Consider the following 12,451-nt stretch of genomic DNA (forward strand, 5'->3'; position numbering starts at 1 on the left):
AAGAAGGGTTCAAGACGCGCCATCTGCGCGTCGGTCAGCCAGAAAAGATCAGACATGTTCACCGCTCGTTTTTTGAACCGTGAATCATGCCGCCACCCAAAAATCAATGGGTCCTGACCCTAGAAACGTTTCCGAACTATCCGCACCTAAAAGACGGGAAGCTCAGGCAGCAGAGAGTCACCGATCTACTGACGCATCCGATTTACACAGGGCATATCTGCTCCGAGCGTTATGGCATCCACTGGCTGAAAGCACAGCACGAACCGTTGATCTCATTGGAGACCTTCGACAAGGTCCAGGAACGCCGGTCTGGCAGCGTCAAAGCCCCTAAGCGCAAGAACATCGGAGATCATTTTGCGCTCCGGGGAATTGCTGTTTGTGGCTGCTGCGAGGTACCGCTGCGCTCCTCCATCACGAGGGGTAACGGTGGGCAATATGCCTACTACCTGTGTCAGACCAAAGGCTGTGAGGCTTACGGCAAGTCGATCAAGCGTGACCAACTTGAGGACGATGTTGGCGAGATTATCAAATCACTCCAGCCGGATCAGAGCGTCGTGCAGCTTCTCACTGACATGTTCCGACACATCTGGGACGCCCGCCGCACCCAAGCGGCAGAACTCAGGAGAGACGCGCAACGACAGCTCCGCGCGCTAGACAAGAAGATCGAAGCTTTGGTCAGCCGTGTTCTTACCGCCCAGACCGAGGCCATCGTCCCTGTGTACGAGGCGGAGATCGTGTCTCTGGAGCACGATAAAGCCCGCCTGGCTGAAAAGGTGCAAAAGCAGACCGAGCCCAAAGGCTCCTTCGAAGAAAAACTAGAACCTGCGCTGACATTTCTCGCAAACCCTTGGAAACTATGGGAAACGCCTGGAGAAGCACAGGTACACCTGCGCCGTTTGGTGCTCAAACTCGCCTTCGGAACCCGCATCAAATACTGCCGAAATCACGGAGCTAGAACCCCGGAAATTAGCTTTCCATTCAAAGTGTTAGATCGGTTTCACATGCTCAGATGTCAAAATGGTGCGGACGGCGGGACTTGAACCCGCACGATCATACGATCGAGAGATTTTCTTACCCGCTACGACTTTCGCCGCCGGCGCGCCTGCGCCGTTTGTGGTCTGGACTATCCCTTCACCATCACCGGTTCCCCGGTCTTAGGTGCTGCCCGTCTAGTCTCTACACCTTCCATTCGAGATCGTGTCTCGATTGGCTTGGCTCGGGATTGGCGTGAGCCGAAAGTTCAGCCGTTAGCTTTCCCCGAATTTGAGCAGTTCTACTCCCAACGTTTCCGCTGAGGCACTCAAAACATGGCTTAAGTCTCTTGTGTCTACCGATTCCACCACGTCCGCATTCTTCATCTCTGGATGTCACACACTATAGCGCTGAACGCTACCACACTCTACGGGTAGCGCTCCAAGCTCCTGTACGGCACCCGGATCAGTCTTTCAAAACCACTCCTTTTCACTCGTTTCGCGATCTCTCTGAAATCACGATCAAAATTTGTGACGCAAAAACCCAGTTTTTGTAAACAAAGGGGTTTTTAAGTCCGGTCTGTCTACCAGTTCCAGCAAGCGGCCACGGATGCAGGCATACAAGGCCCGTCCTGCGGCGTCGAGGGGGGGCGTGCGGCCCGCGCCCGGCGCGTCTTCGCCCGAACGCATCTACGCCCTGCCGGGGATGGCAGGGCGCAGCACTGTTTTGCAAGCAAACAGACGGGCCCCCTGGGAGAAGGCGCCCGGCGATGACTGTGCCGCAGATCCGTTAATCCAACGTTAAGCCTGACGTTGCAGTTTTCCGCCGATTTGCGACAGATCAAAGCGGGGCGGGGATGATCTTCGGATACTCGCCCCGGAAACGCGGCATTTGCCGGAGACCCCGATGGCCCGACACCGCCCAGAACTGCTGACCGTGACGCCGCCCATATTGGAGCGGTCCGGATTTGAGGATATCGACCGCGCCCTGGCGCTGAGCGGCCCGGTGATGTGCCGCGACTGGCTTCTGGCGCGGTTTCAGGAAGGCTTGCAGCTTCGCATGCTGCGCGCGCCCGATCAGGGGTTCATCGCGTTCACGCCGGGCCGGTCGGCCTGGGCACCCATCGAGGGGGCCGGCGATGCGGTGGTGGTTCACGATCTTCGCGCGGGCCCGCAATCCATGGGGCCGGGTACCGTGCGCCGGCTTTGGGGGGCGGTGGAAGATTGGGCGCGATTCTACGGGTTTGCGGCGGTGCTGGCCCAGAGCGGCCCGGCGCTTGGCCTGATTCCGCCGGAGTTCGTGACCGGGCGGGGATATCATTGCCTGGACCGGACCGAGGGAAACACGCGGCTGATGGGCAAGATCCTGCAAGGCCCGATGGCGCTGCCCCGCCTGCCGCAGGACTGGACCCGGCGGGCGGCCTGTCTCGGGCCGGGGCTGGTGATCCAGAGCACGGGGCTGTCGGTGCAGCTTGAGGCCCGCGCGCAGAGCCTTCTGGACCGGGCCCGCAACGCCGGCCTGGCCGCGCGTCACGACCGGTTGGAGACCGCCAGTGCGGCCCGCACCCGCTCGGTCAGCCCGGCCGCGCTTTTCTCCGTGGTTCTGGACGGGGCGGTGATCCCGTCAGACGGGCTGTCGGAGATGCAGATCTGGTCTGCGATCCGGCGGCGGTCGGGTCCGGGCGACATCTGACGCCTCGGGCGCCGGCGCCATGGCGCCAAGTGGCCGCATCCAGCGGGCGTGTCGCGCTAGTCGCCCTCGTAGCTGCACAGCGCATGGACCGACATTCCCATCGCCTCAAGGCGGGCGCGCCCGCCCAGATCGGGCAGGTCCACGACGAATGCCGTGCCCATGACCTCGGCCCCCAGACGTTCGATCAGCTTGATCCCGGCCTCGGCGGTGCCGCCGGTGGCCAGCAGGTCATCGACCAGCAGGACCGTCTCACCGGGGCTGAACGCGTCGTCATGGATCTCTACTGTCGCGCGGCCATATTCCAGCTCGTAATCCTGCGCGATGGTCCTGGCCGGAAGCTTGCCCGCCTTGCGGATCGGCACGAAACCCTTGGACAGCTGATGGGCCACCGCGCCGCCCAGAATGAAGCCCCGCGCCTCCAGCCCGGCCACCTTGTCGATGCGTTGGCCGACGAAGGGCGCAAGCAACTGATCGACGGCCAGACGAAACCCGCGCGGGTCCTGAAACAGCGTGGTGACATCGCGGAACATGATGCCGTCATGGGGGAAATTCGGGATCGTGCGGATGTAATCCTGCACCTGTTTGTGATCAAGCATCGGTTCAGCGGATCCTGTTTTGCCGGTGGCCACCCGGAGGAGTGTAGCGGGTTCGCACCTGTCGAACAGCCCTTATTGCCGCGCTGTCAGAACCGGGGGTAGTGGCGGCGCAGCGCCTCGGCATCCTGACCGCTCAGGCGGGTGACGGAATTGCTCTCTTCCGAGAAGATCGAGCGGCGATAGACGGGCGAGGCGATATCCGTATGCAGGCCAAGCGCCTGCACCAGTTCTTCCAGAATCACGCTGGCGACCTCGCGGCGGCGAATATCGCGGCTGATGGCAATGGCCGCGGCGGTGATATCGGGCCCGCGGGACCGCAGCGCGACGCGCCCGATGGAGATCGTCGCGCCATCCAGCTCGCTGTTGCCGGTGCCGCTGATCTGGCCGCCCTGGGAGGTGTCCAGCAGATAGACCGGAATGTCGAAAGCGCCTTCATAGGCGCGTTCCAGAAACAGCCGCGCGCCGGAGGCGTTGACCTCGTCGATCGCGGCATCCAGCGCGGCATCGACCAGATCGAGCTTGTAATCGGGGAAGCTCATGCCGACCGCCGCGATACCGACGCGCAGGCGCAGCTGGCGGTCGCGGGGCCAGCGGATCTGCGGCTTGGTGCACTCCGCATCCGGGGCCGCCCCGCAGGAGACGAGACGGTAGAAATCATCGTCGCTGATGATCTCGGACACCGCGACGAATTCCTGTGCGGCGGCGGGCACGGGCAGGAGGGCGGCAAGAAAGGTGCGGCGGGTCAGCATGCGTTTGTGATGGGCGAGGGATGCGGGGGTTTCAAGCGGTCCGGCCACCGGTCGTGGGCAGGTGTTGCAGCCTGGGCGCGCCCTGTCAGCCCTGCGCGCGGCGCAGCGTGGCAGTCAGCACGCCCATGCCGATCAGCGTTGCACCCCCCGCCCGGGTCAGCCAGGCGATGACGCCGGGCTGCCTCAGACGGGCGCGCAACTGGTCCGCCAGCAGCGCATAGGCCAGCGCATTGAGCGTCGCCAGGCCCACGAAGCTGCCGATCAGAATGACGAATTGCGGGATCAGCGGGCGATCCGGATCGACGAATTGCGGAACGAAGGCGATGAAAAAGGCGATGGATTTGGGGTTGAGCGCGGTGACGGCGGCCGCATGGGAAAAGGTCTTTCCCGCGGTGATCTCCGCCGTCGCCGGCAGGTTGCCGAGGTCGTCCGGGCCACCCCGTCCCGCCGTGCGGATCAGCCGGATCCCCAGCCAGATCAGATAGACCGCGCCGACCCATTTCAGTACGGTGAAGAGAGTGGCCGAAGTCAGAACCAGGGCGCCAAGCCCGGCCAGCGACACGGTCATTGCGAGCAGATCGCCAAGGGCCACGCCCGCCGCCGTGGAGACCGCGACCCGGCGGCCTTGGCTGAGCGCGTAGGAGAGCACCAGAAGCACCGTCGGCCCCGGGATCAGCAGGAGCGCGGTGGAGGCCGCGACGAAGGCGAGCCAGGTATCGAAACTCATCATCTGTCTCCTTTCGATGCCGGGCGCGCACCGGTGCGGGCCTCGTGGCGCGGTCAGAAGAGCCGAACGGGATCGGACCCGCAAGATCGTCCTGCATGATCTTACCCCAGAACCCGCCCCGCCACGGCATCCAGCTTGGCGAGCATGGCCGGATCACGCGCTTCGGGCGCAGTCAGGATCGCATGCTCCAGCGCCCGGTCGCAACCATGGGGGCAGGGAGCGCGCGAGGCGCCGAGCAGGCCCGGCAACCCGGCAACCAGCGCCCGCGCCTTGCCGGCATTGCCGGTCAGCGTGGCGATGATCTCGCTGATATCCACCGCGCCGTGATCGGGGTGCCAGCTGTCGTAGTCGGTGATCATGGCGACGGAGGCATAGCAAAGCTCCGCCTCGCGGGCCAGTTTCGCCTCGGGCATGTTGGTCATGCCGATCACGTCGCAGCCCCAGACATCGCGGTAGAGCCTCGATTCCGCCAGCGAGGAAAACTGCGGCCCCTCCATCGCCAGATAGGTGCCGCCGTCATGAACGGTGACCCCCGCATCCCGCGCCGCGCTGGCACAGGCCGCGCCAAGCCGGGGGCAGGTGGGGTGGGCCACGCTGACATGTGCCACCAGACCGGGCCCGAAGAAGCTTTTCTCGCGCGCGAATGTCCGGTCGATGAACTGATCGACGATGACGAAATCGCCCGGCGCCATGTCCTCGCGGAAGGAGCCGCAGGCGGACACCGAGATCACATCCGTCACGCCCGCCCGTTTCATCGCGTCGATGTTCGCCCGATAGGGAACGGAAGAGGGGCTGTGCACATGGCCGCGCCCGTGGCGGGGCAGGAACACCATCTTCACCCCCGCCAGACGGCCGATCAGCATCGCGTCCGACGGTGCGCCGAAGGCGCTGTCGATCCGCGTCCAGTCCGCGCCCTCCAGCCCGTCGATCTCGTAGACGCCCGAGCCGCCAATGACCCCGATCACCGTTTCCATGCCTATCCCCTTCTGCAAGCCAGCCGCAACAGGCTAGCCGGGCGGCAAAGGGCGGGCAACCGGCCGCAGGCGCGGCGCGGCCTGGTGGCCCGTAAATACACGCGCCGGTCGGAAAAATGGCGGATGTCCTGTTCAGATCTTGTGCGCTCCGGCGCGCAGCGCGGAGAAGTTGGGCGCACCCAAAAAGGCCGGTTCCGCGGGATCGGGCTGGCCCGCGGGGCGCAGGCCACGCCGCGGTCAGCTTTCCTTCATCTCGGGCATCGGGTTCCAGTCGAAATAGGCGCGCACCAGCCCGTGATCGCTGGCCCCGATTTCCGCCAGTTCCGCCTTGCTTTCACGGTTCAGGTGATCGTTGATCACCTCCGCCTCGCGAAAGCTCCATTGCCGCTTGCGGGCGTGGTCGTAGAATTCCTCGGACACCATGATATGGTCGAGGCTTTCCATCTTGTTGCGGAAGATATGGGTGTAATAGACGTGGCGGAGCGACCGGTATTGCTGCAATCGCTCCACAGCGTAAAGCCCCGCATCGGAGCGGGACCCGGCGGTTGATTTCTCCTCCAGCCGGTAGCCGGGCTGCCCCGAGATCATCTCGGTGGTGACCGACAGGCTGTCGTCATTCAGATCGCCCAGCACCACGACGGGGCTCAACGCCTCGCCCTTGATCTCGGCATCGAGCATCACGCGCAGGGCGGCGGCCTCCATCACGCGGCGGATATGGGCCACCGCGCTTTTCACCACCGATCCGTGCAGGTCCAGCACCGGCGGCGCATCGCGGAAGGACAGGCGCGCCGGCCCCTTCGATTTCAGATGAGCCACGAAAAGCTGTACCGGAGGCGGTTTCGGGCGGGTGCCCGTCGGCTGGATCTGCGCGCGCAGCACCGGGCGCGAAAACTCCGAGATGGTGACGGTGATCTCTTCCTCGCTGCCCCAGACCTCGCGCAACCCGTCAAGCCGGAAGGTCTCGGGGAAGGACGCGACCCATTCGGCGCTGCCCGCGATCAGCTGGCTTTCCCCGTCCTCGCCCCGCCGCACGGCCAGCGCCACCTGCGGGCGGCCCTTGCCCGGCGCGTCACGGGCGATGATGTCATACTGATCGCGCAGGCCCGCCGCCTCGAACGCTTCGATCAACGCGGCGGCGGACCAGACTTCCTGAAAGCCGATCACCTCCGCATCCAGCAGTTGCAGGGCCTGTGCGGTCCAGCGGATCTTGCGGGCATAGGCCTCCTGCCCGTCGGCGTCATCGGCAAGTGCGGGCTTGCTGCCATAGGTGATCTGGCCGGGCAGGGACAGGTTCAGCAGGTTGAAGGTGGCGAAGCTCAGATCGCGGCGATTGGTACGTGGCAACGGAAACTCCTTTCACGACGATGGCGCAGTTTATCACACTCCCGTGTGTCAGGCGCGTTAAGGCAGGGCGCGGAATTGACATCTGCCGCGAGGTACTTATTTGCACGATACAATAGTTAACAAAAACAGAGGTCTTCGGGCAGATGACCACCCGTATCGTTTCCTATTCCCGAACCGGGCGCAGCCGCGCGCTGGCCGAGGATCTGGCCAGGGCGCTGGATGGCGGGATATCCGAGATCACTTGCTCCCGCTACGGCGGTCCGCTTGGGTATCTGCGCGCCGGATATGACAGCTATTACAGTTGTTTGCCCGAAATCGACGTGGCCCCGCCGATCGGTCCCGCGAACTGGCTGGTGATCGTGGCGCCGGTCTGGGTGACACATCTAGCCACGCCGACGCGCCGCTTTCTGCGGGCGCACAGGCACCTGCCCCCGGTGGCCGGTGTCGCGGTAACCCGTGGTGGCCACGGCCTGCTTGATACGTTGCGCGAAGAGGTGGCCGCCGCGCGGCCCGGCTTCGACACTCCGCTTCTGGCCCTGACCGGCAAACCCGACGAACCGCGCGGCCGGAAACTCGCGGAGTTTGTCGAGGCCGTGCGTCTGGTGCAGAGCGCGCCGGCTAGCCTTCGGGTCGCTTGAGCGAAAAAAGCTCCGTCACATGGGTGTAATCCATGTAGCCAAGGCGTGCGAGGGGCTGGAACCGTGTCACGTCAAACCGCCCGTCGACGACGCAATCATCGCGTAGATGTACGCCTGTCACTTCCCCGAAGATCACGAAATTCGCCTCCCCCGGCAAACGCACGATCTGGGTCAGTTGGCATTCCAGATTGGCGGGCGCGCCGGCCACGCGGGAACAGTCGATCGTGTCGCAATCCACCCGCTCGACGCCGGCCAGCGCGAATTCATCCGTGTCCCTGTCCCACGGCCCCGATGACTGGTTCATCGCCTCCTTCGCGGCATATTCCACGATGTTCACGCAAAAAACGCCCGTGTCGCGGATGTTCGAAACGCTGTCCTTCGTGTCGCCCCGATCCGGTTTCGTTCCGGTCGACGCGAACATGACCTGCGGTGGCACATAGGCGACCGCGTTGAAGAAGGAATAGGGGGCCAGGTTTTCGGACCCGTCCGTGCCCCGGGTCGAAATCCAGCCGATGGGCCGGGGGGATACCACGGCGTTGAACGGGTTATGGGGCAGGCCGTGGCCGTCTTCCGGTCTGTAGAACATGGATGATAAGCCTCTCTAATTTGGCAAAGACCTAACCTCGTGCTAGGGCCGGGACCAGAGGCAATTGAGCGGCAAGGCCGATGTTTCACCTGACCCGCGAAGACCCCGCCGACCGATGGGAGGTGGAGGCGCTTTACGATCTGTGCTTTGCGCCCGGGCGCGAGGCCTTGTCGAGCTATCGCCTGCGCGAGGGTATTCCGCCCGTGCGTGATCTCTGCCGCGTCGCCCGCGATGCCGATGGTATTCTGGCCGGTGCGGTGCGGTTCTGGCCGGTTCACGTGGGCCTGCGCGGCGCCGAAGCGCTGCTTCTGGGCCCCATTGCCGTGCATCCCACCCGCCAGGGGGAGGGGCTGGGCGCGGAGTTGATGGAAGACGGGTTGACGCGCGCGCGCGCGGCGGGCTGGCCGCGGGTGATGCTGATCGGCGATGCGCCCTATTACAGCCGGTTCGGATTCACGCGGCTCTGCGGGGTCGAGATGCCGCCGCCCACCAATCCCGACCGGGTGCTGGGGCTGGGCGACTGGGCCGGAGTCACGGGCACCGTCAGCCCCTGGGCGCATTAACCGAAGCGAAGGATTTCCCGGGCTATGCTCCGCGAACCGGAGGGGCTGGCACCTCTGCGCGGTCCTCTGCCGTGTGATGGCCCGTCTCCCCACCCACGTGGAGATTGATAGCCGATGACCATGAAAAGCCTTCCTCTCAACGCCTCGCTGGTGGTTGCCAGCGCCTTCCTGTCGCCCCGCAAGACGGGCCGCAAATCCAAAGGCTCGCGCGGGTAGCCGCAACCCGCGCCGTAGCCCGCCGAACGATGTTCCGGACGGCCCGTTCCGGCGCTCGCTTTTCGCGGCACCGGATTTCGCGCGCGGCTAACCTTCCCTTAACCGGTCTCTGCTATTTTCGGGTCCCGGTATACCAGACGCAAGATTGGCACTCTTGCAATCCAGGGACGGTTTGAACCGCCTTTCCGAAGACAGCCTACAAAGGGCCAAGGGATGGCAGCCTGAACCGCATGCACGAGGCCCCGGCATGATACCCGGGACCGCAAACCGCTCCGCCCGTTACGGCGGCGCCGCCTTTCCGGCTGACGAGACGACCGGCGCGCCATGCGAACCGGTCGGGTTTCCTTCCGGATCATCCCCCGGCGCAATCGCCCGCCGGGCTTCCCGCCCGAGATATCCCGATCCTGCAGGGCCCGCGCGCGTTACCGCGCGCCGGCTCTCCCGTGGGCTCAGCCCTGTTGCCGGAACCAGTCCATCACCGCAGGCCGCACCGATTGCGCCCCGGTGGTGCGCGCCTCGTTGATGACGCTTCGCAACTCCCGCAGATCGACGCGCCTCAGCAGGCTCTTGACCGGTCCGATGGAGGCCGGGCGCATCGACAGGGTCCGCAGCCCCATCGCCCCGAAACAGAGCGCCTCGATCGGCCGGCCTGCATCCTCGCCGCAGAAACTGAGTGGGGTATCCGTATCGTCGCAGCGATGCACGATCTGTTCCAGAAAGGTCAGGAACGACACATTCAGCGTGTCGTAGCGCCTGCGCACCCGCTCGTTCTCGCGGTCGGCGGCGAAGAAAAACTGTTTCAGGTCATTGCCGCCGATGGAGATGAAATCGGCCAGTTCGAAGAAATGCCTCGGCGCGAAGGCAAGACTCGGCGTCTCCAGCATCGCACCGATTTCAACCTCGGCAGGGAGCACATGGCCCAATGCCGCCTCCCGGTCGATCTCCCGCAGCAGGTGGTCGCGGGCTTGGGTGAACTCTTCGAATTGCGCGATAAACGGGAACATCACGGACAGCGGGCGCCCGTTTGCCGCGCGGATCAGCGCCTGCAACTGCATCCGCATCACGCCGGGCTTGTCCAGACCCACGCGGATCGCGCGCCAGCCAAGGGCCGGGTTCGGCTCGTCCTGCGGCTTCATGTAGGGCAAAACCTTGTCGGACCCGATGTCGAGCGTGCGGAAGATCACCCGCTTGCCCCCGGCGCTGTCCATGACCTTGGCATAGAGCTGCGCCAGTTCGCCCCGGCGCGGCACCTTGTTGCGGGTCAGAAACTGCAACTCGGTCCGGAACAGCCCCACGCCCTCCGCCCCGGACGAGACCAGCGAGGGCAGATCGGCCATCAGGCCCGCGTTCATCTGCAGGCTGATGACCGTACCGCATTTTGTTTCGGCCGGTTTGTCGCGGATCGAGGCATAGCGCTCCTGCGCGGCGGCCATCATCGCGATCTTGTCTCGGAAGGCGGTGGCCACGGCCTCTTCGGGGCGCAGGTGAACGATGCCCTGATCGCCGTCTACAAGGATGGGGTCGCCGTTCAGCGCCTCCGTGGTGATCCGCTTCGCGTTCACGACCAGAGGGATTGCAAGCGCGCGGGCGACGATCGCGGCATGGCTGCCGACCGAGCCTTCCTCCAGCACGACGGCCTTGAGCGAGCGCCCGTAATCCAGCAGGTCGCCGGGGCCGATATTGCGCGCGACCAGCACCGGGCGGTCGGGCATCTGCGCCCCGGTCGCCCCCGCGCCCTGACCCGTCAGCAGCCGGAGCAGCCGGTTCGACAGGTCGTCGAGATCCTGCAATCTTTCGCGCAGATAGGCATCGGGCACCGTTTCCATCCGGGCCCGTGCGGTGGATTGCTCCTTTTCCACCGCCGCCTCGGCGCTCAGGCCGCGGGCGATGTCCTCTTCCATCCGGCGCATCCAGCCGCGCGAATTTGCGAACATCCGATAGGCTTCCAGAACCTGCGCCTGCTCGCCGTCGCCCTTGGGCGCATGGCTCAGCATCTCATCGACGGATACGCGCAACTGGTCCACCGCCTCGCGCAGCCGGACGCTTTCGGCATGGGGGTCCTCGGCGATCGGGTTCGTGACCACGACGCGGGGTTCATGCAGATAGACCACGCCTTCGGCCACACCCTCCTGCGCGCTGCCGCCGCGGATCATGACCTGCTGCTGGTGGCGGGGCGACAGGGCCGCGCCTTCGCCCAGAAACGCACCCAGTTCGGTCATCTCGGCGATCACCATGGCCACGACTTCCAGCGCGTAGATCTCATCGCCCGAGAACTCGCGCGCATCCTTCGACTGCACCACCAGCACACCCAGACGCTCCCCGAGACGCTGGATCGGCACGCCGAGGAAGCTGGAAAACCGTTCCTCCCCGGTTTCGGGCATGTAGCGGAAGCCAGGTTCGGCGGGGGCGTTGGCGGTGTTGATCGGACGGGCCCGGGCGGCGACGCGGCCCACCAGACCCTCGCCCATCCGCATCCGCGTGACGTGAACGGATTCCGGCGCGAGCCCTTCGGTCGCACAGAGCTCCAGAGTGCCCGGATCGCGCAGCAGATAGATCGAACACACTTCGGTTCCCATCGAATCCGCGATCAGATGGGTGATCCGGTCAAGCCGTTCCTGCCCCTCGCCGGCCTCGGCCAGAGTGGCCTGCAAGCGTCTGAGCAGCTTGCGGCTTTCGCTTTCGGTCTGTTCGGGCATGGGTTGGCCGCGCGTCCCCTCGGGTTCTGTCTCTCAGGCATAGCGCGCCGCGGGGGCAGGGCGCAACGGCGGAGGGGTTAATCTCGCCCGCCGGGGGGTGGGAGCAGGACTGCCCGCGCCACCACCTTCATCTCGGCCACATAGGCCTCCTGCGACCAGCCGCATTCAAGGCGCAGAAGTTCCCAGCCACGCACGGAAAGCAAAGTCCAGAGCAGATCCGTGGCCTGATCCTCGCCATAGCGCGGGTTCAGATCGCGGTCGCGCGCCAGCATCCACACGGCGGCCTCGCAGCCTTCGCGCATCGCGGCCATCCGGTTCGTCCATGCGGTCGCAGCCTCCGCGTCGCTGTCGCGCATCGCCAGAAGCGCCCGGGCCACGCCGTAGACCTCTGGGATATGGTTGCCCCAGGCCTCGATATAGGCGTCCAGCCGTTCGGTGCCGCGCCGCGCGCTCCGGCTGGCGGCAAGCTTGGTGTCGGTGTCGCTGATCTCATCGAGATAGCGGGTCGCCGCGATCAGCAGATCGGCGCGATTGGGGAAATGCAGATAGAGCGCCTGGCGGCTGATCCCGGCTGCCCTGGCGATATCGGACATCCGCACGGCGGTGCCGGATTCCAGCAACGCCAGAGCGGCCTTCAGGATGCGCGTTCGGGTGTGTTCGTTTTTTCTTGACATGGTGTAAAGTCGCCGATTATTGAC

The 12,451-nt window shown here is 65.0% G+C and carries 12 protein-coding genes; 4 read left to right on the plus strand and 8 right to left on the minus strand.

What is annotated here, in order from left to right; genetic code table 11:
- Nucleotides 1–86: 86 nt before the first annotated feature.
- Entirely contained in the window at nucleotides 87–1,040 is a 954-nt protein-coding gene (locus tag D9R08_RS04520; RefSeq protein WP_121896858.1) for a recombinase zinc beta ribbon domain-containing protein, read from the plus strand.
- An 838-nt stretch (nucleotides 1,041–1,878) separates the two neighbouring features.
- Nucleotides 1,879–2,664 carry a hypothetical protein gene (locus D9R08_RS04525; RefSeq protein WP_121896859.1) on the plus strand — a complete coding sequence of 262 codons (786 nt, stop codon included), beginning with the start codon at nucleotides 1,879–1,881 and terminating at the stop codon, nucleotides 2,662–2,664.
- 56 nt (nucleotides 2,665–2,720) lie between these two features.
- On the opposite strand, the gene D9R08_RS04530 is transcribed toward D9R08_RS04525, so the two are convergent.
- The 5 genes from D9R08_RS04530 to D9R08_RS04550 form a co-directional block, all read right to left on the minus strand.
- The gene (locus D9R08_RS04530; RefSeq protein WP_121896860.1) at nucleotides 2,721–3,260 is read right to left on the minus strand and encodes an adenine phosphoribosyltransferase; all 540 of its coding nucleotides are present in this window, start codon (nucleotides 3,258–3,260) and stop codon (nucleotides 2,721–2,723) included.
- Between the two features lie 86 nt (nucleotides 3,261–3,346).
- The gene (locus D9R08_RS04535) at nucleotides 3,347–4,009 is read right to left on the minus strand and encodes a DUF2927 domain-containing protein (protein ID WP_121896861.1); all 663 of its coding nucleotides are present in this window, start codon (nucleotides 4,007–4,009) and stop codon (nucleotides 3,347–3,349) included.
- An 85-nt stretch (nucleotides 4,010–4,094) separates the two neighbouring features.
- A complete protein-coding gene (locus D9R08_RS04540) occupies nucleotides 4,095–4,736 on the minus strand; it encodes a LysE family translocator (RefSeq protein ID WP_121897252.1) in 642 nt (213 codons plus the stop codon).
- Nucleotides 4,737–4,837: 101 nt separating this feature from the next.
- Nucleotides 4,838–5,710: an S-methyl-5'-thioadenosine phosphorylase gene (locus D9R08_RS04545; protein ID WP_121896862.1), complete on the minus strand. Its 873-nt coding sequence runs from the start codon at nucleotides 5,708–5,710 to the stop codon at nucleotides 4,838–4,840.
- Nucleotides 5,711–5,947: 237 nt separating this feature from the next.
- The gene (locus D9R08_RS04550; RefSeq protein WP_121896863.1) at nucleotides 5,948–7,054 is read right to left on the minus strand and encodes an endonuclease/exonuclease/phosphatase family protein; all 1,107 of its coding nucleotides are present in this window, start codon (nucleotides 7,052–7,054) and stop codon (nucleotides 5,948–5,950) included.
- A gap of 143 nt (nucleotides 7,055–7,197) precedes the next feature.
- Here D9R08_RS04550 and D9R08_RS04555 point away from each other — a divergent pair, with 143 nt between their 5' ends.
- Nucleotides 7,198–7,692: a hypothetical protein gene (locus tag D9R08_RS04555; protein ID WP_121896864.1), complete on the plus strand. Its 495-nt coding sequence runs from the start codon at nucleotides 7,198–7,200 to the stop codon at nucleotides 7,690–7,692.
- Here the strand turns inward: D9R08_RS04555 and D9R08_RS04560 are convergent.
- The gene (locus tag D9R08_RS04560) at nucleotides 7,673–8,278 is read right to left on the minus strand and encodes a flavin reductase family protein (RefSeq protein WP_121896865.1); all 606 of its coding nucleotides are present in this window, start codon (nucleotides 8,276–8,278) and stop codon (nucleotides 7,673–7,675) included. The genes D9R08_RS04555 and D9R08_RS04560 overlap by 20 nt on opposite strands.
- 80 nt (nucleotides 8,279–8,358) lie before the next feature.
- Between D9R08_RS04560 and D9R08_RS04565 the strand changes: the two genes are divergently transcribed.
- Nucleotides 8,359–8,841 carry a GNAT family N-acetyltransferase gene (locus D9R08_RS04565; protein WP_121896866.1) on the plus strand — a complete coding sequence of 161 codons (483 nt, stop codon included), beginning with the start codon at nucleotides 8,359–8,361 and terminating at the stop codon, nucleotides 8,839–8,841.
- A 665-nt stretch (nucleotides 8,842–9,506) separates the two neighbouring features.
- Here the strand turns inward: D9R08_RS04565 and ptsP are convergent.
- Nucleotides 9,507–11,753 (minus strand): phosphoenolpyruvate--protein phosphotransferase, encoded by a 2,247-nt coding sequence (gene ptsP / locus D9R08_RS04570; protein ID WP_121896867.1) that lies wholly within the window; start codon nucleotides 11,751–11,753, stop codon nucleotides 9,507–9,509.
- Nucleotides 11,754–11,830: 77 nt separating this feature from the next.
- The gene (locus tag D9R08_RS04575; RefSeq protein ID WP_121896868.1) at nucleotides 11,831–12,427 is read right to left on the minus strand and encodes a TetR/AcrR family transcriptional regulator; all 597 of its coding nucleotides are present in this window, start codon (nucleotides 12,425–12,427) and stop codon (nucleotides 11,831–11,833) included.
- Nucleotides 12,428–12,451: the final 24 nt, after the last annotated feature.

The organism is Rhodophyticola porphyridii (assembly GCF_003688285.1).
GTDB classification, from domain to species: Bacteria; Pseudomonadota; Alphaproteobacteria; order Rhodobacterales; family Rhodobacteraceae; genus Rhodophyticola; species Rhodophyticola porphyridii.

What these genes read in the sequence shown, in the direction of transcription:
- D9R08_RS04520 (WP_121896858.1), top strand. Translation starts at nt 87, where the DNA reads ATGCCGCCACCCAAAAATCAATGGGTCCTGACCCTAGAAACGTTTCCG.
- D9R08_RS04525 (WP_121896859.1), top strand. Translation starts at nt 1,879, where the DNA reads ATGGCCCGACACCGCCCAGAACTGCTGACCGTGACGCCGCCCATATTG.
- D9R08_RS04530 (WP_121896860.1), bottom strand. Translation starts at nt 3,260, where the DNA reads ATGCTTGATCACAAACAGGTGCAGGATTACATCCGCACGATCCCGAAT.
- D9R08_RS04535 (WP_121896861.1), bottom strand. Translation starts at nt 4,009, where the DNA reads ATGCTGACCCGCCGCACCTTTCTTGCCGCCCTCCTGCCCGTGCCCGCC.
- D9R08_RS04540 (WP_121897252.1), bottom strand. Translation starts at nt 4,736, where the DNA reads ATGAGTTTCGATACCTGGCTCGCCTTCGTCGCGGCCTCCACCGCGCTC.
- D9R08_RS04545 (WP_121896862.1), bottom strand. Translation starts at nt 5,710, where the DNA reads ATGGAAACGGTGATCGGGGTCATTGGCGGCTCGGGCGTCTACGAGATC.
- D9R08_RS04555 (WP_121896864.1), top strand. Translation starts at nt 7,198, where the DNA reads ATGACCACCCGTATCGTTTCCTATTCCCGAACCGGGCGCAGCCGCGCG.
- D9R08_RS04560 (WP_121896865.1), bottom strand. Translation starts at nt 8,278, where the DNA reads ATGTTCTACAGACCGGAAGACGGCCACGGCCTGCCCCATAACCCGTTC.
- D9R08_RS04565 (WP_121896866.1), top strand. Translation starts at nt 8,359, where the DNA reads ATGTTTCACCTGACCCGCGAAGACCCCGCCGACCGATGGGAGGTGGAG.
- ptsP (WP_121896867.1), bottom strand. Translation starts at nt 11,753, where the DNA reads ATGCCCGAACAGACCGAAAGCGAAAGCCGCAAGCTGCTCAGACGCTTG.
- D9R08_RS04575 (WP_121896868.1), bottom strand. Translation starts at nt 12,427, where the DNA reads ATGTCAAGAAAAAACGAACACACCCGAACGCGCATCCTGAAGGCCGCT.